The organism is Pantoea sp. X-Soil-ISGK-259 (genome assembly GCF_059730705.1).
Genome location: NZ_AP035986.1, coordinates 1,820,258 through 1,838,172 on the forward strand (window position 1 = coordinate 1,820,258; position 17,915 = coordinate 1,838,172).

18 protein-coding genes are annotated in these 17,915 nt (G+C 56.3%); 5 read left to right on the plus strand and 13 right to left on the minus strand.

What is annotated here, in order from left to right; genetic code table 11:
• The first annotated feature begins 343 nt into the window (after nucleotides 1-343).
• Complete coding sequence (locus tag AC6I77_RS08510) at nucleotides 344-1,039, plus strand: CTP synthase C-terminal region-related (seleno)protein (RefSeq protein WP_003848997.1); 696 nt, start codon at nucleotides 344-346, stop codon at nucleotides 1,037-1,039.
• A 39-nt stretch (nucleotides 1,040-1,078) separates the two neighbouring features.
• On the opposite strand, the gene AC6I77_RS08515 is transcribed toward AC6I77_RS08510, so the two are convergent.
• The 13 genes from AC6I77_RS08515 to AC6I77_RS08575 form a co-directional block, all read right to left on the minus strand.
• Nucleotides 1,079-2,422: an enolase C-terminal domain-like protein gene (locus AC6I77_RS08515; protein WP_497816816.1), complete on the minus strand. Its 1,344-nt coding sequence runs from the start codon at nucleotides 2,420-2,422 to the stop codon at nucleotides 1,079-1,081.
• Entirely contained in the window at nucleotides 2,400-3,743 is a 1,344-nt protein-coding gene (locus AC6I77_RS08520; protein ID WP_003848999.1) for an MFS transporter, read from the minus strand. Before AC6I77_RS08520 ends, AC6I77_RS08515 begins: the two co-directional genes overlap by 23 nt.
• Before the next feature lie 234 nt (nucleotides 3,744-3,977).
• The gene (locus AC6I77_RS08525) at nucleotides 3,978-4,697 is read right to left on the minus strand and encodes an HPP family protein (RefSeq protein ID WP_039660309.1); all 720 of its coding nucleotides are present in this window, start codon (nucleotides 4,695-4,697) and stop codon (nucleotides 3,978-3,980) included.
• Nucleotides 4,698-4,902: 205 nt separating this feature from the next.
• Complete coding sequence (gene nth / locus AC6I77_RS08530) at nucleotides 4,903-5,535, minus strand: endonuclease III (protein WP_003849001.1); 633 nt, start codon at nucleotides 5,533-5,535, stop codon at nucleotides 4,903-4,905.
• The gene (locus tag AC6I77_RS08535; RefSeq protein WP_003849003.1) at nucleotides 5,532-6,236 is read right to left on the minus strand and encodes an electron transport complex subunit E; all 705 of its coding nucleotides are present in this window, start codon (nucleotides 6,234-6,236) and stop codon (nucleotides 5,532-5,534) included. Before AC6I77_RS08535 ends, nth begins: the two co-directional genes overlap by 4 nt.
• On the minus strand, nucleotides 6,229-6,861 hold the full coding sequence (rsxG, locus tag AC6I77_RS08540; protein ID WP_003849005.1) for an electron transport complex subunit RsxG: 633 nt from the start codon (nucleotides 6,859-6,861) through the stop codon (nucleotides 6,229-6,231). Before rsxG ends, AC6I77_RS08535 begins: the two co-directional genes overlap by 8 nt.
• Before the next feature lie 3 nt (nucleotides 6,862-6,864).
• A complete protein-coding gene (rsxD, locus tag AC6I77_RS08545; protein WP_039660307.1) occupies nucleotides 6,865-7,923 on the minus strand; it encodes an electron transport complex subunit RsxD in 1,059 nt (352 codons plus the stop codon).
• Nucleotides 7,924-10,617, minus strand: coding sequence for an electron transport complex subunit RsxC (rsxC, locus tag AC6I77_RS08550; protein WP_497816817.1), 2,694 nt, complete (start codon nucleotides 10,615-10,617; stop codon nucleotides 7,924-7,926).
• Nucleotides 10,610-11,188 (minus strand): electron transport complex subunit RsxB, encoded by a 579-nt coding sequence (gene rsxB / locus AC6I77_RS08555; RefSeq protein WP_008926226.1) that lies wholly within the window; start codon nucleotides 11,186-11,188, stop codon nucleotides 10,610-10,612. The genes rsxC and rsxB overlap by 8 nt, the downstream gene beginning before the upstream one ends.
• On the minus strand, nucleotides 11,188-11,769 hold the full coding sequence (rsxA, locus tag AC6I77_RS08560) for an electron transport complex subunit RsxA (protein WP_003853423.1): 582 nt from the start codon (nucleotides 11,767-11,769) through the stop codon (nucleotides 11,188-11,190). Before rsxA ends, rsxB begins: the two co-directional genes overlap by 1 nt.
• Before the next feature lie 123 nt (nucleotides 11,770-11,892).
• A complete protein-coding gene (locus AC6I77_RS08565; RefSeq protein WP_003853425.1) occupies nucleotides 11,893-12,336 on the minus strand; it encodes a DUF2569 domain-containing protein in 444 nt (147 codons plus the stop codon).
• A 110-nt stretch (nucleotides 12,337-12,446) separates the two neighbouring features.
• Complete coding sequence (ydgT, locus tag AC6I77_RS08570) at nucleotides 12,447-12,662, minus strand: transcription modulator YdgT (protein WP_003853427.1); 216 nt, start codon at nucleotides 12,660-12,662, stop codon at nucleotides 12,447-12,449.
• A 291-nt stretch (nucleotides 12,663-12,953) separates the two neighbouring features.
• Nucleotides 12,954-13,133: a hypothetical protein gene (locus tag AC6I77_RS08575; protein ID WP_140033476.1), complete on the minus strand. Its 180-nt coding sequence runs from the start codon at nucleotides 13,131-13,133 to the stop codon at nucleotides 12,954-12,956.
• A gap of 216 nt (nucleotides 13,134-13,349) precedes the next feature.
• Between AC6I77_RS08575 and ytfQ the strand changes: the two genes are divergently transcribed.
• From ytfQ to yjfF, 4 genes are all read left to right on the plus strand, one after another.
• Nucleotides 13,350-14,306 (plus strand): galactofuranose ABC transporter, galactofuranose-binding protein YtfQ, encoded by a 957-nt coding sequence (gene ytfQ, locus AC6I77_RS08580; RefSeq protein ID WP_008926228.1) that lies wholly within the window; start codon nucleotides 13,350-13,352, stop codon nucleotides 14,304-14,306.
• Nucleotides 14,307-14,382: 76 nt separating this feature from the next.
• Nucleotides 14,383-15,903 carry a sugar ABC transporter ATP-binding protein gene (locus AC6I77_RS08585; protein ID WP_497816818.1) on the plus strand — a complete coding sequence of 507 codons (1,521 nt, stop codon included), beginning with the start codon at nucleotides 14,383-14,385 and terminating at the stop codon, nucleotides 15,901-15,903.
• Entirely contained in the window at nucleotides 15,896-16,912 is a 1,017-nt protein-coding gene (gene ytfT, locus AC6I77_RS08590; protein ID WP_008926230.1) for a galactofuranose ABC transporter, ATP-binding protein YtfT, read from the plus strand. Before AC6I77_RS08585 ends, ytfT begins: the two co-directional genes overlap by 8 nt.
• Nucleotides 16,909-17,895, plus strand: coding sequence for a galactofuranose ABC transporter, permease protein YjfF (gene yjfF / locus AC6I77_RS08595; RefSeq protein ID WP_003853433.1), 987 nt, complete (start codon nucleotides 16,909-16,911; stop codon nucleotides 17,893-17,895). Before ytfT ends, yjfF begins: the two co-directional genes overlap by 4 nt.
• Nucleotides 17,896-17,915 lie beyond the last annotated feature (20 nt).

The window sequence follows — 17,915 nt, forward strand, 5'->3', positions numbered from 1 at the left end:
TCAGACAGTGCTAATGACAGGTTACTGGCTGAATCGCAGTCAATCTGACGAATTATCAGACATTACCTGCCCGGCATTGGCGAAAAAAGAGTCAAAAGGCGATCCGGCGCACAATCAGATGATTTATTTCAGAAAGCAAAAAAAGAAACCGATTGCGTCGTGAGATCGGGAGGGGAAGTGGAGGTCATGGGGCGGCCAGCAGGAAGTTAAAATGACCTCAGAGCGCCGGTGAAAAACCGCGCAGTCATATTAAAATCTTATCAATACGCGGAAGCGCAATGTCACCCTCGACAGAAAATTAACATTACTGTAACCTCTCAATTTCTCCAGGAAGGATCAGTTCATGTCGTCTCCACTGCATTTATCTCTCGTCGGTGACTACCGCGCCGATGCGGTTGCCCATCAGGCTATCCCCCTTGCTATTGAACGTGCTTCACGTCGGCTAAATCTTATCGTTGAAACGAACTGGATCGCTACTGACCACCTCGAACAGACAGACCTGACGCGCAGTGATGCGGTCTGGGTTGTTCCTGGCAGTCCTTACCGCAACGATAATGGCGTATTTGAAACCCTGCGCTGGGCGCGGGAGAGCGGTAAACCTTTCCTGGGTTCCTGTGGGGGATTCCAGTATGCGGTGATCGAGTATGCGCGCAACGTCCTGGGCTGGCACGATGCCCGTCATGCTGAAACGGATACCGGCGGACGGATGGTCATTGCCCCGCTGAGTTGCTCTTTGGTGGAGCAGCGTGGCAAGGTGAGGTTTGAAGCGGGTTCCCGTATTGCTCTGGCTTACGGGACGCTGGAGAGCGACGAGGGCTACCACTGTAACTTTGGCGTTAACCCGGAATTCAGTGACGCGCTGGGCGATAATACGCTGCGCATTACCGCCTGGGATGATGCCGGTGACGTTCGCGGCGTGGAGTTACCGGATCATCCTTTCTATGTGGCTACGCTGTTCCAGTCTGAGCGCGCGGCACTGCAGGAAAAAGACTCTCCGCTGGTGATTGCATGGATGCAGGCGGCACTGGCGCAACGCTAAACAAAGCCATCCTGTGACACTGTCACAGGATGGCGGTCATCAGCGCAACAGGGCCGGTCGTTTCGCGTTGAACGTCCAGTTATCAATCAGAAACTGCATGCCCAACGCGTCGTTTCGGTTTTTATCAGGTAGCGAATGGTAGAGTTCATGGGCAGCTTCGACCCGCGCCATGTCCAGGGTAATACCCAATCCTGGCCCCTCAGGCAGTTCCAGAAAGCCATCCCGAATCTGCGGCGCATGCTGCGTCAGCTGCTGACCATCCTGCCAGATCCAGTGGGTATCAAACGCAGTCAGTCTGTCGCCCGGTGCCGCGCCTCCCAGATGCGCCACCATTGCCAGTGATACATCAAAATGGTTGTTTGAGTGGCAGCCGGTTGTCAGGCCCCATTCATGGCACAACTGCGCCACGGTATGTGCATTACGCATCGTCCAGAAATGCGGGTCGGCCAGGGGGATGTCAATGGCATTAAGCTGTAAGGCATGCTGCAACTGTCGCCAGTCATTGGCGATCATATTGGTGGCGACCGGAATACCCGTGGCTCGCTTAAACTCCGCCAGCGTTTCCCTGCCGGAATAGCCCTGCTCCGCGCCGCAGGGATCTTCCAGATAGGGAATCCGGCCCGCCAGCTGTTTACCATAATAAATGGCCTCATCCAGCGACCAGCTGGCATTGGGATCAACCGTTACCCGTGCCTGAGGAAAACGTGTCAGCAGGGCGTTAACCGTCTCCACTTCCACTTCGGCATGATGAACGCCGCCCTTCAGTTTAAAATCCCGGAAGCCATAGCGATCGGCTGCCGCCTCCGCCAGCCGCACCACGCTATCCGCATCCATCGCTTTCTCATGACGCAGTTGCAGCCAGGCATCACCACCAGCGTGGCCCGCCTGATAGTCCATGCTGGTCAGGTTACGGTCGGCGATATAGAACAGATAGCCAAGTACCGGCACGCGATCGCGCTGCTTGCCGCTGGCAAGTAACTCGGCAACCGGCAGATTCAGGTGCTGGCCCAGCAGGTCAAGTAGCGCAGCTTCAATGGCTGCGGTGGCGTTGTAAAACTTCTCGGGATTCATCTGCGGAATATGAATGTCGTCGGTGTGCGCGGTCTGCTGGTGTCGTGCGTCGCTGGCAAATAGCGTCGCGACGGTGGCATTCAGACGCAGCAGATCGCTGCCCTCAATCTGCGGACGAAAGCGCGCCAGCAGCGCCAGTGTTGAGGCGTGGCAGGGACTTTCGCCGACGCCGGTACGGCCAGCGGAATCGGTCAGGATCACCAGAATGCGGGTAAAATAGCAGTTGTGCGCGCCGCCAATGTTCAGCAGCATGCTGTCATATCCGGCGACAGGCACCACCCGCATTGTTTTAATGACTGGACTGTCTGACATTGTGATTCTCCATAGGATCAAGGGAAGGCGGGGAGGGCTTGCGGCGCAGCAGCAGCCACAGCCCGGTCAGCAGCGAGACGCTGGTCAGGGCATAGAGACCGCCGGTGGTGGAGCCTGTCTTCATCTCCAGATAGCCAAACACCGTCGGTGCGAAGAAGCCGCCAAGGTTGCCAACAGAGTTCACCAGCGCAATCCCAGGCGCAACAATTGAGGCAGGCAGTTCTCCCTGCGGCATCGGCCAGAAAAAGGTGGCGCTGACTTTCGAGCCGATACAGGCCACGATCATCGCCAGGAAGCCAAACCATGGAGAACCCAGCGTAGCCATAAAGGTGCCGCAGGCCGCGACCAGCATGGCGACGCCCAGCGCTTTATCGAGTTTGTCGCGGTGGCGGTCTGAAAAGCGACTCAGCAGGTTGATGGCAATAATGGCGCAAAGCCATGGTACGGCGGTGAGAATGCCGATGCCAAAACTGCTGAAGCCCTGAATACGCTGAATAATCTGCGGCAGCCAGAACACCAGGGTATAGCCTGTCATGGTCATGGTGAAGAAGATCGCGCAGAAGAACAGCAGGCTGCGATTACGTAACAGCGACATTTTACCGGGCGCGCGGTTAAGCTCGTCACGCTGTGCCTCTTCACTATTCAGCTGCTGTATCAGGGCCTGTTTCTCCGCATCGCTCAGCCAGCGTGCGTCGCCGGGGCGTGACACCAGTACCCATGCGGCGAGAATACCGACCAGCACGGAAGCACCGCCTTCAAGAAACATCACCCATTTCCAGCCGGCAATGCCTGAAAAATCGTGCATCATCAGAATGGCGCCAGTGATTGGCCCGGAGAAGAGGAAGGCGCCTGCAGTTGCACTCAGCACCATCGCAGTGGCCCGGCCGCGCCAGGCATTCGGGACCCACTGACGGAAATAGAACAGTACGCCGGGAAAGAAACCTGCTTCAGCCACGCCGAGTAAAAAACGCAGCAGGTAAAACTGGATGGGTGAGGTGACGAAACCCGTCATGACCACCACCAGTCCCCAGGTAATCATAATGCGTGTCAGCCAGACGCGGGCGCCAAAGCGCTTCATCATCAGATTACTGGGAACTTCAAACAGCGCATAGCCGATAAAAAACAGGCCCGCACCCAGACCAAAAGCCGCCGCGCTGATCCCGGCATCGGTACGCAGTTCCGCCTTGATAAAGCCAATATTGGCGCGATCGATCTGGTTAATGATCAGCATCACCACCAGCATGGGGATGATATGGGTGAAGAATTTTTTGATGGCGGAGGCGATCAGCTCATCTTGCTGGGGGGACAAGGCGCTATCCATCGGTCTTCCTCGTAAGAAACGTAAAGAAGAGCAAAGTGTAGGGCGCGCAAAAGGGCAGCTCTATGGGCATTCGCCCAGGACCCGATGGGCGTCCGGCCTGGGTGGCTGTGTTATCAATATGTTATTGGATATGGCTGGCGCAGCGGCTAAGCAAAAGTGTGGCAGCGATCAATGTCGGCATCCCCGCCTCCGCAAGGAGAAAAGCGGAGGACCGACAGCCACAACAGGCAGGTTTCAGCCGTTAACCTGACGGCATCCGGCAATCTCTTCGGCTCGCAGCAGCAATTCCTGCAGATCGTCTTCATCAATATCCAGCAGTTCACCGTCCTGTAAAGCCTGATGCAGATCGGCGCGCGTCAGCGAGACCGGCATCGCGATCGGCTCCGGTTTAACCTCCTGCGGCGCCAGTGGGTGGGGATAGCGGCGACCGGCCAGATTATTAAACAGCAATGCAAGCAGCGCCAGTGTCAGTGAGTTAAGCATGATCGGCGTAAGGACAAACTGATAACCCAGTTGCTCCACGGAAGGTCCGCCCAGAATAGCGGTTAGCGCGACTGCGCCGCCGGGTGGATGCAGACAGCGCAGTTGAAACATCAACAGGATCGCCACGCAGGCCGCGACGCCGCAGGCAATCGCCGGATCGGGGATGAGCTGGCTGACGGTGACGCCCGCCAGCGCGGACAGGGTGTTGCCGCCGACGATGGCCCACGGCTGCGCCAGCGGACTGGCGGGCAGACCAAAGAGTAAAACGGCCGAAGCACCCACCGGGGCAACAAACCACAGATTCAGCTCCCCCAGCATCCAGTGACTCAGCAGACTGGTGAGTACCAGGCCAATGCCCGCACCCAGTCCGGCAATCACCACATGCTTTTTACTTACTGTCAACGGATGTGGCCAGAATCGTGCCAGAAACAGGCGCAGCGGATGTCTCTCCGCAGAAGAACCTTTGATCATTACTTTACTCACCGTGTCATAACATTTTCTTATCGTCAGGGGCGGCGATTTTCTATCATCAACCTCAATGTAACAACCCGACAAACTGTGGAGGTATTCAGACGAGCCAGAGCGTGCGGCGAAAAGGGGAATCGGACTGGAAAGAAGGTTACAGAGGGTTCAACCAGACAATAAAAAACCCGCCGCAGCGGGTTAGTCAGGCGAATCACTCGACTTTGTCGGGATACTCGCAGAGGTCTTCAATCAGGCATGAGCCGCAACGGGGCTTGCGCGCCACGCAGGTGTAACGGCCATGCAGAATCAGCCAGTGGTGGCAGTCAACTTTATAGGCAGCCGGAACCACCTTCAGCAGCTTCTGCTCCACCTCTTCCACATTCTTACCCGGCGCAAATTTTGTCCGGTTGCTGACGCGGAAGATGTGAGTATCAACGGCAATTGTTGGCCAGCCAAAGGCGGTATTCAGCACCACATTGGCCGTTTTACGGCCAACACCAGGCAGGGCTTCCAGCGCCGCACGATCTTCCGGCACTTCTCCGTTGTGCTGCTCAAGCAGAATGCGGCAGGTCTTAATCACATTTTCCGCTTTGCTGTTAAACAGGCCGATAGTCTTGATGTATTCCTTTACGCCATCCACACCCAGCGCCAGCATCGCGGCAGGCGTATTCGCCACCGGATAGAGCTTTGCGGTGGCTTTGTTGACGCTGACATCGGTCGCCTGCGCCGACAGCAGTACCGCAATCAGCAGCTCAAACGGCGAGCTGAAGTTCAGCTCGGTGGTGGGATGCGGATTGTTCTGCTGCAGGCGATGAAGAATCTCGGTGCGTTTAGTCTGGTTCACACCGGCTTCCCGACGGCGTTCTGAGGTGCCGCGTTTTCAGCAGCCTGAGCACGCAGGGCAGCCCGCTGTTTCATCTTCTGATCGATCAGGTATTTACCCGCCAGCATCATGCCCAGGCCGATAAACGCACCAGGCGGCAGCATCGCCAGCAGCATCGGCGAGTCGAAATGCACCACTTCGATACGCAGCGATTTCGCCCACGGGCCAAGCAGCTGATCGGCACCGTTAAACAGTGTGCCACTGCCGATGATTTCCCGCAGCGAACCCAGCACCACCATGGCGCAGGTCGCGCCCATGCCGATGGCAAAGCCATCCAGCGCGGCAAGCGGGATGCTGCTTTTGGAGGCGACCGCTTCAGCGCGACCAACCACAATGCAGTTGGTGACAATGAGCGGGATAAAAATCCCCAGCGACTGATAGAGACCATAGGCGTAGGCGTTGATCAGCATCTGCACGCAGCTCACCACGGAGGCGATGATCATCACATAAATCGGGATACGAATTTCAGACGGCACCCAACGGCGCGAGGCCGAAATAAAACTGTTGGTCAGGGTCAGCACCAGCGTGGTGGCCAGCCCTAAACCCAGCGCATTCGTTGCCGTCGCCGTAACCGCCAGCAGTGGGCACAGGCCCAGTAACTGCACCAGTGCCGAGTTGTTTTTCCACAGTCCACCCACCAGCAGACTTTTAGCTTCACTCATTTGCGTCTCCACATGCCGGTAACGAAGAGAGTTTCTCCGGAAGCGTTTTCATCAACAGCGCGGTGCGTTTGGTCGCATTGACCACCGCGCGTGGGGTAATGGTGGCGCCGGTGAACTGATCGAAGTCGCCGCCATCTTTCTTAACCGCAAACGCTTTATCCGCCGGACCATGAACCACTTTGCCATTAAAGCTGTTGATCCAGTCAGAAATGCGTAATTCAATCTTATCGCCCAGACCAGGCGTCTCATGGTGTTCGATCACCCGCACGCCCAGTACTTTACCCTGGAAATCAGCACCGACCAGCATCTGTATCGCACCAGAGTAGCCGTCAGGCGCAGTTGTCTCCAGTGCGGCAGCGACCGGCTGGCCGCCTTTACGCGCCAGGAAGAGGTGGTGCGGGGCGCTATTCCCCAGTGCAGCATCTGTGACAACGTAACAATCCTGCTGAATATTGTTGTCATAAAGGTCTTCAGGCACCACCTGATCCAGCAAATTTTTCTGCTGCAGCAGGGTCTGATGCTCCACTGTCGGTTTAGTGACCGTATTGACTACTGCAGTAGCAGCCGTGGTAATTGCGGCGAAAATCGCCAGCGTCACACCATTTTTGCGAATCGTCTCCAGCATCGCTTAATCCTTCTGATGGCCGTAAACGCGCGGCTGGGTGTAGTAATCGATGAGCGGCACGCAGATGTTTGCCAGCAGCACAGCAAATGCCACGCCATCAGGATAGCCGCCAAAGCTGCGAATCAGCCAGACCAGCAATCCAATCAGCGCACCATAGATCAGGCGACCCCGATTGGTGGTGGAGGCGGTCACCGGATCGGTGGCAATAAAGAACGCCCCCAGCATGGTGGCACCGGAGAACAGGTGAATCAGCGGACTGTTGAGTGATTCCGGTGAGAAGAACCAGCCCAGCGTGGCGCAGAACGCCAGTGACAGCAGCATGGCTGCAGGGATATGCCAGCGAATCGCACTTTTCCACAGCAGGAACAGGCCGCCCACCAGATATCCGACATTGACCCACTGCCAGCCCAGGCCCGCCAGCACGCCGCTGTAAATCGGCTGGGCCAGCAAATGCTCTGCGCTGTGACCGGCGCGTAAACCGGTTTTAAAGGTATCAAGCGGCGTCGCCTGGCTGATGCCATCCACTCCCATCTGCAACTGCTGCATGGTTTCGCCCGCCAGCGTATGGCCACTGAACACCATGCTAAGACTGTCCATCAGCCCCGGTTTGATCGCCTGAAGGGTGTCAGGCGGCAGCCAGCTGGTCATTTGCACCGGGAAGGAGATCAGCAGCACCACATAGCCGACCATCGCCGGGTTAAACGGGTTCTGTCCCAGACCGCCATAAAGCTGTTTAGCAATGACCACAGCAAACAGCGTACCGATCACCACCAGCCACCAGGGCGCCAGCGGGGGCAGGCTGATACCAATCAGCACAGCAGTCAGTAACGCAGAGTTATCCGCCAGGGTGCTGCCAACGGGCGCTTTACGCAGCCGCAGAATGGCCGCCTCGGTCAGCCAGGCGGTGAGCGTCGCAAGCAGGACCTGCAAAAAGGTGCCGTAACCAAAGAAATAACATTGTGCAGCAAAACCCGGCACTGCAGCCAGCACCACCAGCAGCATGATGTTGCCTGTGCTGCGGCGGTTATGGGTGTAAGGAGAACTTGCGATACGAAAAGCCATTTAATCCTCAAGCGTCTTAGACGACTGCGCTTTACGCGCTTTGGCACGGGCGATGGCGGCAGCAATAGCGGCCTTGCGCGCATCATCGGGTTGATTCAGTTCAGGTGCCTGTTCAGGTTCAGCATTCGCATTGTTTGCCTGCTCCTGCGCCTCTTCAGCTTTCTCCACCGCAAAATGCGCGGCAGTAGCGACTGCTGCGGCATCGCGTGAAGCCATCTCCGCGTCATGTTCAGCCTGCGCGGCTTTCTTCGCTTTGGCACGGGCAATCGCCGCCTGAATGGCAGCTTTGCGCGGGTCAGTTTCGGCAGCGGCGTCTGGCGCGGCTTCCGAAACGCTCGGGGTGTCAGCCGGAGCCGTGGCTTCAGCCTGTGCGGCTTTCTTCGCTTTGGCGCGGGCAATCGCGGCCTGCACCGCAGCTTTGCGCGGGTCAGTTTCGGCAGCGGCGTCTGGCGCGGCTTCAGACACGCTCACGGTGTCAGCCGGAGCCGCCGCATCCGCGCCTTCAGCCTGTGCGGCTTTCTTCGCTTTGGCGCGGGCAATCGCGGCCTGTACCGCAGCTTTACGCGGGTCGGTTTCGGCAGCGGCGTCTGGCGCGGCTTCAGAAACGCTCGCCGTGTCAGCCGGAGCCGCGGCTTCAGCCTGCGCGGCTTTCTTCGCTTTGGCGCGGGCAATCGCGGCCTGCACCGCAGCTTTGCGCGGGTCAGTTTCTGCAGGGGCGTCTGGCGCGGCTTCAGAAAAGCTCGCCGTGTCATCCGGAGCCGCGGCTTCAGCCTGCGCCGCTTTCTTCGCTTTGGCGCGGGCAATCGCGGCCTGCACCGCAGCTTTGCGCGGGTCGGTTTCAGCAGCGGCGTCTGGCGCGGCGTCAGAAACGTTCGCCGTGTCAGCCGGAGCCGCGGCTTCAGCCTGTGCAGCTTTCTTCGCCTTAGCGCGGGCTACCGCCGCTTCGACAGCGGCTTTGCGCGGATCGACGCTGGCTTCAGCCACGGTCTCCACCGCATCAACCGGTGACACTTTCTTCGCCTTAGCTCGGGCAATGGCCGCTTCAACCGCTGCTTTGCGCGGATCGACAGTCTGACGCGTCACCGGTTGGGTTTCCGCCTGAGCCTCGGCCTGACGCAGACGCGCCTGCGCATGACGGGCTTCACGTTGCGCTTCAAGCGTCGCTTCATCCGGTTCAGCGGCCTGGCGGGCTTTCACCCGCGCTTTCGCAGCCGCCAGCTCACTGGTATCGGTACGGGCTACACGCTGTTTTGCCTCCTCATGACGCGCTTCACGGGCCTGTTTCTCGCGCTCCAGCCTTGCCTGACGGGCTTCGAAGCGAGCTTTGGCTTCCAGCGTGCGTTTCGCTTCCAGATCGATGGCGCGCAGCTCCGCTTTTTCCTGGCGATAATATTGCACCAGCGGAATATTGCTCGGGCAGACATAGGCGCAGGCGCCACATTCAATACAGTCATCAATGTGGTGTGAGCGCGCTTTATCGTGATCGCCGCCCTGGCTGAACCAGTAAAGCTGCTGAGGCAGCAGCTTAGCCGGACAGGCATCGGCACAGGCGGAACAGCGAATGCAGGACTGCTCTTCATCGTTGTTACCCATCTCACTGGGAGAGGGGGCGAGAATACAGTTGGTGATCTTCACCACCGGCACATCCAGCGACGGCAGGGTAAAGCCCATCAGCGGGCCGCCCATGATCACCATCTGACGCGGTGCTGGTGTAAAACCGACATGGTGCAAGAGATGGCTGATTGGGGTGCCGAGACGACTCCAGACGTTACGCGGCTGGGCAATTGACTCGCCAGTCAGCGTCACGACACGTTCGGTAATCGGCTCACCATTAATTATGGCGCGTTTAACCGCCCAGGCGGTGCCAACGTTTTGCATCAGCACACCGATATCGGTGGAACGTCCGCCGTGTGGCACTTCCATGCCGGTCAGAATACGGGTCAGCTGCTTTGCGCCGCCAGAAGGGTATTTAGTCGGGATGACGCGAATGTGCAGATCGCGTTCGTTACCCAATGCCTGTTTCAGCGCGGCAATCGCCTCTGGTTTATTATCTTCAATACCAATCAAAACCCGCTCAGCCTGCAACACCCATGCGAGAATGCGACTGCCTTCCAGCACTTCAGCGGCGTAATCCTGCATCAGACGATCGTCCGCGGTGATGTAGGGCTCGCACTCGGCCGCATTAATAATCAGGGTTTTCACCCCGCGCAGGCCGCCTTTGAGTTTGGTGGCGGTAGGGAAGCCCGCGCCACCCAGGCCCGCAACGCCGGCGTCGTGAATACGTTGCACAATGTCGGCGCGCGGATGCTGACGGTAGTCAGGCAGAGGATCAAGCGGTATCCAGCGGTCGTCGCCGTCGGGCGTCAGAAAAATACACAGTTCTGACAAACCCGAAGGATGCGCGGTCATATGCTGACCAATATCATCAATGACACCAGAAGTGGGTGCATGGACCGGCAGCATACGGCCCGTGCCAAACGTCAGGGGCTGACCGCGCAACACCTTGTCGCCAGGCGCAACGCAGATCTCACCTTCATGTCCGATATGCTGTTTCAGCGGGATAATAAAACGGTGTGGCAACGGCAGTTCGCTGAGCGGCGTACCGTTAGACTGGGTTTTCATTTCCGGCGGATGAATACCGCCCTGAAAATCCCAGACCTTTTCTTTTTTCAGGAAGTTAAACAGATTAAGCATGAGTATCTACCGGAATCACCCGTACAGGAATGGTATTCAAATCCCACTTCCAGTTAGCTGGTGTGGTGGCAACCGGACGCATTTCAATACAGTCTGTCGGGCAGGGTGCGACGCAGAGATCGCAGCCGGTACAGACATCGCTCAGCACGGTGTGCATGGCGCGGGTTGCCCCGACAATCGCATCCACCGGACAGGCCTGAATACATTTGGTGCAGCCAATACAGTTGGCTTCGTCAATGAACGCCACCGTGCGCACCGGCTCTTTCGCCGATTCATCGCCATCAATCGGCTGCGGATCAACGTTAAGCAGCGCAGCCAGTTTGAGCATGGTCTGCTCGCCGCCTGGCGCGCATTTATTGATCGCTTCGCCGTTGTTGCCGACCGCATCCGCATAGGGACGGCAGCCTGGATAGCCACACTGACCACACTGGCTCTGCGGCAGAATGGCATCAATCTGCTCAACGATAGGATCTTCTTCGACTTCAAAGCGGCGCGAGGCGTAACCCAGCAGCGCGCCGAACACCAGGCTCAGCGCACTTAATACGGCAACAGCAATCCAGATCGCGGTCATCAGAATTTCACCAGACCGCTGAAGCCCATAAATGCCAGCGCCATCAGGCCCGCAGTGATCAGGGCGATGGAGTTGCCTTTGAACGGGGCCGGAACATTCGCCAGCACCAGGCGCTCACGCATACCGGCGAACAGGACCATCACCAGCGAAAAACCGATGGAAGCACTGAAACCATACAGCGCAGCCTGCATAAAGGTGTGGTTGAGGTTAACACTCAGCAGCGGCACGCCCAGCACCGCACAGTTGGTGGTAATTAGCGGCAGAAAAATACCCAGCAGGCGATAGAGCGACGGGCTGGTCTTACGTACTACCATCTCGGTGAACTGCACGACAACCGCGATCACCAGGATATACGCCATGGTGCGCAGATAGACCAGATCCAGCGGCAGCAGGATCAGATGATTGACCAGCCAGGCGCAGATCGACGCCAGCGTGATGACGAATGTCGTGGCGAGGCCCATGCCAATTGCCGTTTCCAGTTTTTTGGAAACGCCCATAAAAGGACAAAGGCCGAGAAACTTCACTAATACGAAGTTATTCACCAGCACAGTGCCAACAAAGAGAAGCAGATAATCGGTCATTTTTTCGCCTGGGAGCCAGAAAGCGGCTTATTATCATTGATAGCGCGACGTATCTCAACACCCGCGCCACCCGCAAGGCGGCAGACCGCACTCAGAATTAAATTCCTGACACAACTCACCGCGTTACGGCGCGATAAAGGTCTTTTTTACCCGTTCTGAGCGTTTGAAATAGGGCACAAACACCGCCGCGGCCAGCAGCGACAGCAGTAATGTCTGAAGGGCTCGGCTATCAGCGACGGGTGTGAAAGCAAAGGTTTTCAGCGCCAGTAGCACGGTAATCAGCAGCCAGAGCAGATAATGGCGCGGCAGGCGTCGGGAGCGCTTCAGGAACAGCCAGCTGATCCAAAGACTATAGGCCCAGACCGCCACGGCGGTAAGCAGGGAAATGGCCCAGTATGAGAAGAGGGTGCTGCCGTGAGAAAACAGCGCCACACGCCACGCCGGATTAAACAGGGGAGTCAGATACATCGCCAGCACCAGAACGGTGGTTAACAGGGTCATTATCAGCCAGGCCAGAGGCAGCAAAAGCCAGCCACCAATGCGCGGCGCAGCAACCTGTTCATTCATCGTAGTTATTCCTGTCTCGGAGAGTCAAAGCGCAGCAGAATAACATGTCCAGAGAGGCACGCCCATCCGGACAACGTCAGCAGTAAACGAAGCGATAAATCAGTGAGAAATCAGACCACGTAGCGCCACACCGTTTTTGGTACGCAGCCCAGATCATATAACCGTCCGCCAGAGACCAGTTCAGCGCGTCGATGGTCGGCAGCCCGGTACATATTGATAATTTCCAGATCATTGGTCAGGGAGTAATTAAGATGATCGAAAAGCTTTTCCAGACTGTCTGAATTATTTACTTTGCGGAATTTAAGCAGGTAATCGTGCGCAGTCATCATTGCCATAATAGATAGAAGTAACAAAGGAGTGCTCAGTATAGGGGGCGGGCTTGGTCTGTCCAGATCATGCAGGTGAAAAAAGCCGAAAATCAGACAAAATCACCTTATTAGTCACTAAAAGTCCATATTCCTCGTTCTGATTATGCACGATGTTGGTAACTCAGCGCCTTAGTTTACTACGTCAGCCTGACTGGTTCGGGTTACTGCGGCAATTAAACGTTAAAAATAAGCAGCACAATATTATTTTTTATTCCATTTGACCCTGACAGCACATGAATACCTTATTTATTACACTTTAACCGCAGGAAATTTAACCGTTAAATAACGAATGCCATAGAAACGTTTCGCGCCTGATTCGTCTTCACCATCGATTGTGCGGACAATCACAAATCCCATTTTTTGTTCACCGCAAACCGGATAACCCATTTTGTACGCCTGCCTGTAATCGTTTCCAGTGGCATTAAACATAAGCGATTCTGTTTATTACATTTATTTAACCGGCATTGTAATTTTACTCAGCGATTTTATCCATAACACCCCTGTTGGAAAACTGCTCGCTCTGCACGTAACTCCTTTAAATTGCTCTGTTTTGTGAAGTGTGTCGCCATTATGCACGCTTTTTTAGTCCAGTCTAAGCAGGCTCTCTACCCTAAACAGCAAACGCCTTTCAGAGGATTAAAAACTATGTGGAAACGTTTACTTCTGACCACGCTGGTCAGCGCCGCGTTAACCGGCCCGGTACTCGCTGCTGATATGACGGTCGGCTTCTCGCAGGTCGGTTCAGAATCTGGCTGGCGCTCAGCGGAAACTAACGTAGCGAAAAGCGAAGCCAAAAAACGCGGAATCACCCTGAAAATCGCCGACGGACAGCAGAAACAAGAGAATCAGATCAAAGCCGTGCGTTCGTTCATTGCTCAGGGCGTTGATGCCATCTTTATCGCGCCTGTGGTACAGACCGGCTGGGAGCCGGTACTGGAAGAAGCCAAAGATGCCAAAATACCGGTTTACCTGCTGGATCGCGCCATCGTGGTGAAAGACAAATCGCTCTATCAGGCGGTGGTGACAGCTGACAACGTGCTGGAAGGCAAGCTGATTGGCGACTGGCTGGTAAAAACCGTAGGCGACAAAAAATGTAACGTGGTCGAACTGCAGGGCACGGTCGGTGCCAGCGTGGCAATCGACCGCAAGAAAGGCTTTGCCGAGGCAATCAGCAACCACCCTAACATTAAAGTGATCCGTTCTCAGTCCGGTGACTTTACCCGCAGTAAAGGTAAAGAGGTGATGGAGAGCTTTATCAAGGCGGAAAACAACGGCAAAAACATCTGCATGGTTTACGCGCATAACGATGACATGGCGATCGGTGCCATTCAGGCCATTAAGGAAGCCGGTCTGAAACCGGGCAAAGATATTCTGACTGGCTCAATTGATGGCGTACCGGATATCTACAAAGCGATGCTGGCGGGTGAGGCTAACGCCAACGTGGAACTGACGCCAAATATGGCGGGTCCGGCGTTTGATGCGCTGGAAAAATTCAAAAAAGATGGCACGCTGCCGCCAAAAGTGATCAAGACCGAATCGAAGCTGTTCCTGCCTGCTGATGCACAGGCGGAGCTGGATAAGAAAAACGGTATGGGTTACTGATTCACCGACCCGTCAAAGACCAGCCGCAGACCGCCCTCCGGGGCGGTTTTTCATGACGTAAGGCGGAGTGAGCAGAATGACCACGCAAAATGAAACACCGCTGCTATCCATCAGCGGCATTAGCAAAGGTTTTCCAGGCGTCAAAGCGCTGAATAATGTTTCCTTTGATATACGCAAAGGGGAGATCATGGCGCTGCTGGGCGAGAACGGTGCCGGTAAATCCACGCTGATTAAAGTGCTGACCGGTGTTTACAGCCGCGACGCCGGCACCATTACCCTGAACGGCGAGCCGATTACACCGCACAATACGGCGCAGGCGCAGGAGATGGGTATCGGCACCGTTTATCAGGAAGTGAATATGCTGCCGAACATGTCGGTGGCAGATAACCTCTATATAGGGCGTGAGCCGCGTCGTTTTGGCATGATTGACCGTCGGAAGATGGTGCGTGATGCCGATGCGCTGATGCGAAATTACGGTTTTTCCCTTGATGTCACGCGTCCGCTGGGCCACTACTCGGTGGCAATGCAGCAGATTATTGCTATCTGTCGCGCGGTCGACCTTTCTGCTCAGGTGCTGATCCTCGACGAGCCAACAGCCAGTCTGGATGCCAGTGAAGTCGAGATGCTGTTTACCCTGATGGCGCAGTTAAAAGCCAAAGGGATGAGCCTGATCTTTGTGACCCATTTTCTTGACCAGGTGTACCGAATTACTGACCGGATTACCGTGCTGCGTAACGGGCAATTTATCGCGACTCGTGAGACCGCCACGCTGCCACAGATTGAACTGATTAAGCTGATGTTAGGACGTGAACTGCTTGAGACGGCGTTACAGCGTCAGGGCAGCACGCTGCGCAACAATCAGCCGGTGGTGTCATTTGAAGATTACGGCAGAAAGGGCACCATTGAGCCTTTTAACCTGGCTGTGCGTCCCGGTGAGGTGGTGGGACTGGCGGGGCTGCTGGGCTCAGGCCGCACCGAAACCGCAGAAGTGTTGTTTGGTATTCGTCGCGCCGATCGCGGAACCGCGAAGATCAAAGGTAAAGTGCAGCGTATTACCAACCCGGCGAAAGCCTCACAGCTTGGCATGGGGTTTTGCCCGGAAGATCGTAAGACAGACGGGATTATTGGCGCGGCCTCCGTGCGCGAAAATATTATTCTGGCATTGCAGGCGCAGCGCGGCTGGTTACGGCCCATTAAAAAACGCGAGCAGCAGGCGATTGCCGATCGTTTCATCAAAAGTCTGGGCATTCGCACGCCGCACGCTGAGCAGCCGGTAGAGCTGTTATCGGGTGGCAATCAGCAGAAGGTGTTGCTGTCGCGCTGGCTGGTGACCAAACCGCAGTTTTTGATCCTCGACGAGCCGACGCGCGGTATTGATGTGGGTGCGCACGCCGAGATTATCCGTTTAATCGAATCCCTTTGCGCCGATGGTCTGGCGCTGCTGGTGATCTCCTCTGAACTCGAAGAGCTGGTCGGTTATGCCGATCGGGTGCTGATCATGCGCGATCTGAAGCAGGTGGCAGAAATTCCGCTGGAGCAGCTTTCGGTGGCGTCGATCGTGAATGCTATCGCGGACGGAGGGGCAAAACATGCTTGAGTCACCTATGACATCTGAAAAAACGCCACGTCGTAAGCTGAAACTCCCGCCGGGGATGCCGCAAATCGCCGCGCTGCTGTTGGTGCTGTTAATCGACAGTCTGGTGGCCAATAACTTTTTTGCAGTGCATCTGCAGGATGGCCGTCTGTTCGGCAGTCCGATCGATATTCTTAACCGTGCGGCACCGGTTGCCCTGCTGGCGATAGGGATGACGCTGGTGATCGCGACTGGCGGCATCGATCTTTCCGTAGGGGCGGTGATGGCGATAGCGGGCGCAACGGCCGCCACACTGACCGTCGCCGGGCACGGTGTGCCGTTTATTATTCTCTGCACGCTGGCAACCGGTTTAGCCTGTGGTTTGTGGAACGGGGTGCTGGTGGCGCTGCTGCGTATTCAGCCATTTGTTGCGACGCTGATTCTGATGGTTGCCGGGCGCGGTATTGCTCAGCTGATTACCCAGGGGCAGATTGTGACGTTCGACAGTGACAGTCTTGGCTGGTTTGGTAACGGCTCGCTGTGGATGTTGCCGGTGCCGGTCTGGATCACGCTGGTGGTCGCGCTGGCCGTCTGGCTGCTGACGCGCAAAACCGCGCTGGGTCTGTTTATCGAAGCGGTGGGGATTAACCTGCGCGCTGCCCGCAATGCGGGTGTGACGGGCTGGCTGGTGGTGATGTCCACCTACGCGATCAGTGGCGTCTGTGCGGCAGTGGCCGGGCTCATCGTCGCGGCGGATATTCGCGGTGCAGATGCCAATAACGCCGGTTTGTGGCTGGAGCTGGACGCGATTCTCGCCGTGGTGATAGGCGGTGCATCCCTGATGGGTGGCCGTTTTAATCTGGTGCTGTCGCTGATTGGTGCGCTGATTATTCAGTCGATGAATACCGGGATTCTGCTCTCCGGCTTCCCGCCTGAGCTGAATCAGGTGGTGAAAGCGGTGGTGGTGATGTGCGTGTTGTTACTGCAGTCACCGCGATTTATTGCGATGTTAAAACGGAGGCGTCCGACATGATTAAACGTCATCTTCCGCTGATGATTACCTTGCTGGTGTTTGTGGCGGGTTATCTGTTTTGTCTGAGTCAGTTTCCGGGTTTTGCTTCTACCCGGGTAATTTGCAATATCCTGACCGATAACGCGTTCCTTGGCATTATCGCCGTCGGCATGACTTTTGTGATTTTATCTGGCGGTATCGATCTGTCGGTCGGCGCAGTGATTGCTTTTACCGGTGTGTTTCTGGCGCGGGCAATTGGTGATTTCCATGTCGATCCGCTGCTGGCCTTTGCGTTGATTCTGTCAATGGGCGCGCTGTTTGGTGCCATGATGGGCTGGTTGATCGATGCGCTTAAGATCCCGGCGTTTATTATTACACTGGCAGGAATGTTTTTCCTGCGCGGCTGTTCTTATCTGGTGTCTGAGAACTCGATTCCTATTGATCATCCGCTTTATACCATGCTTTCCAGTCTGGCGTGGAAAGTGCCGGGTGGTGGGCGTCTGAGCCTGCTGGCCGTGATTATGCTGGTGGTGGTGATTGGCGGGATTATTCTGGCGCACCGCACGCGCTTTGGTAATCGGGTTTATGCTATTGGCGGGAATCTGACCTCCGCTCAGCTGATGGGTGTTTCAACCCGTGCGACCACCATTAAGATTTATATGCTTTCCACCACGCTGGCGACGCTGGCTGGCATCGTGTTCTCGATCTATACCTCGGCAGGTTATGCGCTGGCCGGGTTGGGTGTGGAGCTGGATGCGATTGCATCGGTGGTGATTGGCGGCACGTTGTTGTCGGGTGGTGTCGGTACGGTGCTGGGTACGCTGTTTGGTGTGTTGATTCAGGGGCTGATTCAGACGTGGATTAATTTTGACGGCACGCTGAGTTCGTGGTGGACCAAGATCGCCATCGGGATTCTGCTGTTTGCGTTTATCGCGCTGCAGCGGTTACTGACGGTGATTTGGGATCGTCAGCAGAACGCACCGGTTAAACGCATCCCAACCTGAGTATTGCGTATCCCGGTTAA

Coding starts and splice junctions, on each gene's coding strand:
- rsxD (WP_039660307.1), bottom strand. CDS start 7,923: ATGGCTTTTCGTATCGCAAGTTCTCCTTACACCCATAACCGCCGCAGC.
- AC6I77_RS08535 (WP_003849003.1), bottom strand. CDS start 6,236: ATGAGTGAAGCTAAAAGTCTGCTGGTGGGTGGACTGTGGAAAAACAAC.
- AC6I77_RS08585 (WP_497816818.1), top strand. CDS start 14,383: ATGACCACGCAAAATGAAACACCGCTGCTATCCATCAGCGGCATTAGC.
- rsxB (WP_008926226.1), bottom strand. CDS start 11,188: ATGACCGCGATCTGGATTGCTGTTGCCGTATTAAGTGCGCTGAGCCTG.
- rsxC (WP_497816817.1), bottom strand. CDS start 10,617: ATGCTTAATCTGTTTAACTTCCTGAAAAAAGAAAAGGTCTGGGATTTT.
- rsxG (WP_003849005.1), bottom strand. CDS start 6,861: ATGCTGGAGACGATTCGCAAAAATGGTGTGACGCTGGCGATTTTCGCC.
- AC6I77_RS08565 (WP_003853425.1), bottom strand. CDS start 12,336: ATGAATGAACAGGTTGCTGCGCCGCGCATTGGTGGCTGGCTTTTGCTG.
- AC6I77_RS08510 (WP_003848997.1), top strand. CDS start 344: ATGTCGTCTCCACTGCATTTATCTCTCGTCGGTGACTACCGCGCCGAT.
- AC6I77_RS08525 (WP_039660309.1), bottom strand. CDS start 4,697: ATGATCAAAGGTTCTTCTGCGGAGAGACATCCGCTGCGCCTGTTTCTG.
- AC6I77_RS08515 (WP_497816816.1), bottom strand. CDS start 2,422: ATGTCAGACAGTCCAGTCATTAAAACAATGCGGGTGGTGCCTGTCGCC.
- AC6I77_RS08520 (WP_003848999.1), bottom strand. CDS start 3,743: ATGGATAGCGCCTTGTCCCCCCAGCAAGATGAGCTGATCGCCTCCGCC.
- ytfT (WP_008926230.1), top strand. CDS start 15,896: ATGCTTGAGTCACCTATGACATCTGAAAAAACGCCACGTCGTAAGCTG.
- AC6I77_RS08575 (WP_140033476.1), bottom strand. CDS start 13,133: ATGTTTAATGCCACTGGAAACGATTACAGGCAGGCGTACAAAATGGGT.
- ytfQ (WP_008926228.1), top strand. CDS start 13,350: ATGTGGAAACGTTTACTTCTGACCACGCTGGTCAGCGCCGCGTTAACC.
- ydgT (WP_003853427.1), bottom strand. CDS start 12,662: ATGACTGCGCACGATTACCTGCTTAAATTCCGCAAAGTAAATAATTCA.
- yjfF (WP_003853433.1), top strand. CDS start 16,909: ATGATTAAACGTCATCTTCCGCTGATGATTACCTTGCTGGTGTTTGTG.
- rsxA (WP_003853423.1), bottom strand. CDS start 11,769: ATGACCGATTATCTGCTTCTCTTTGTTGGCACTGTGCTGGTGAATAAC.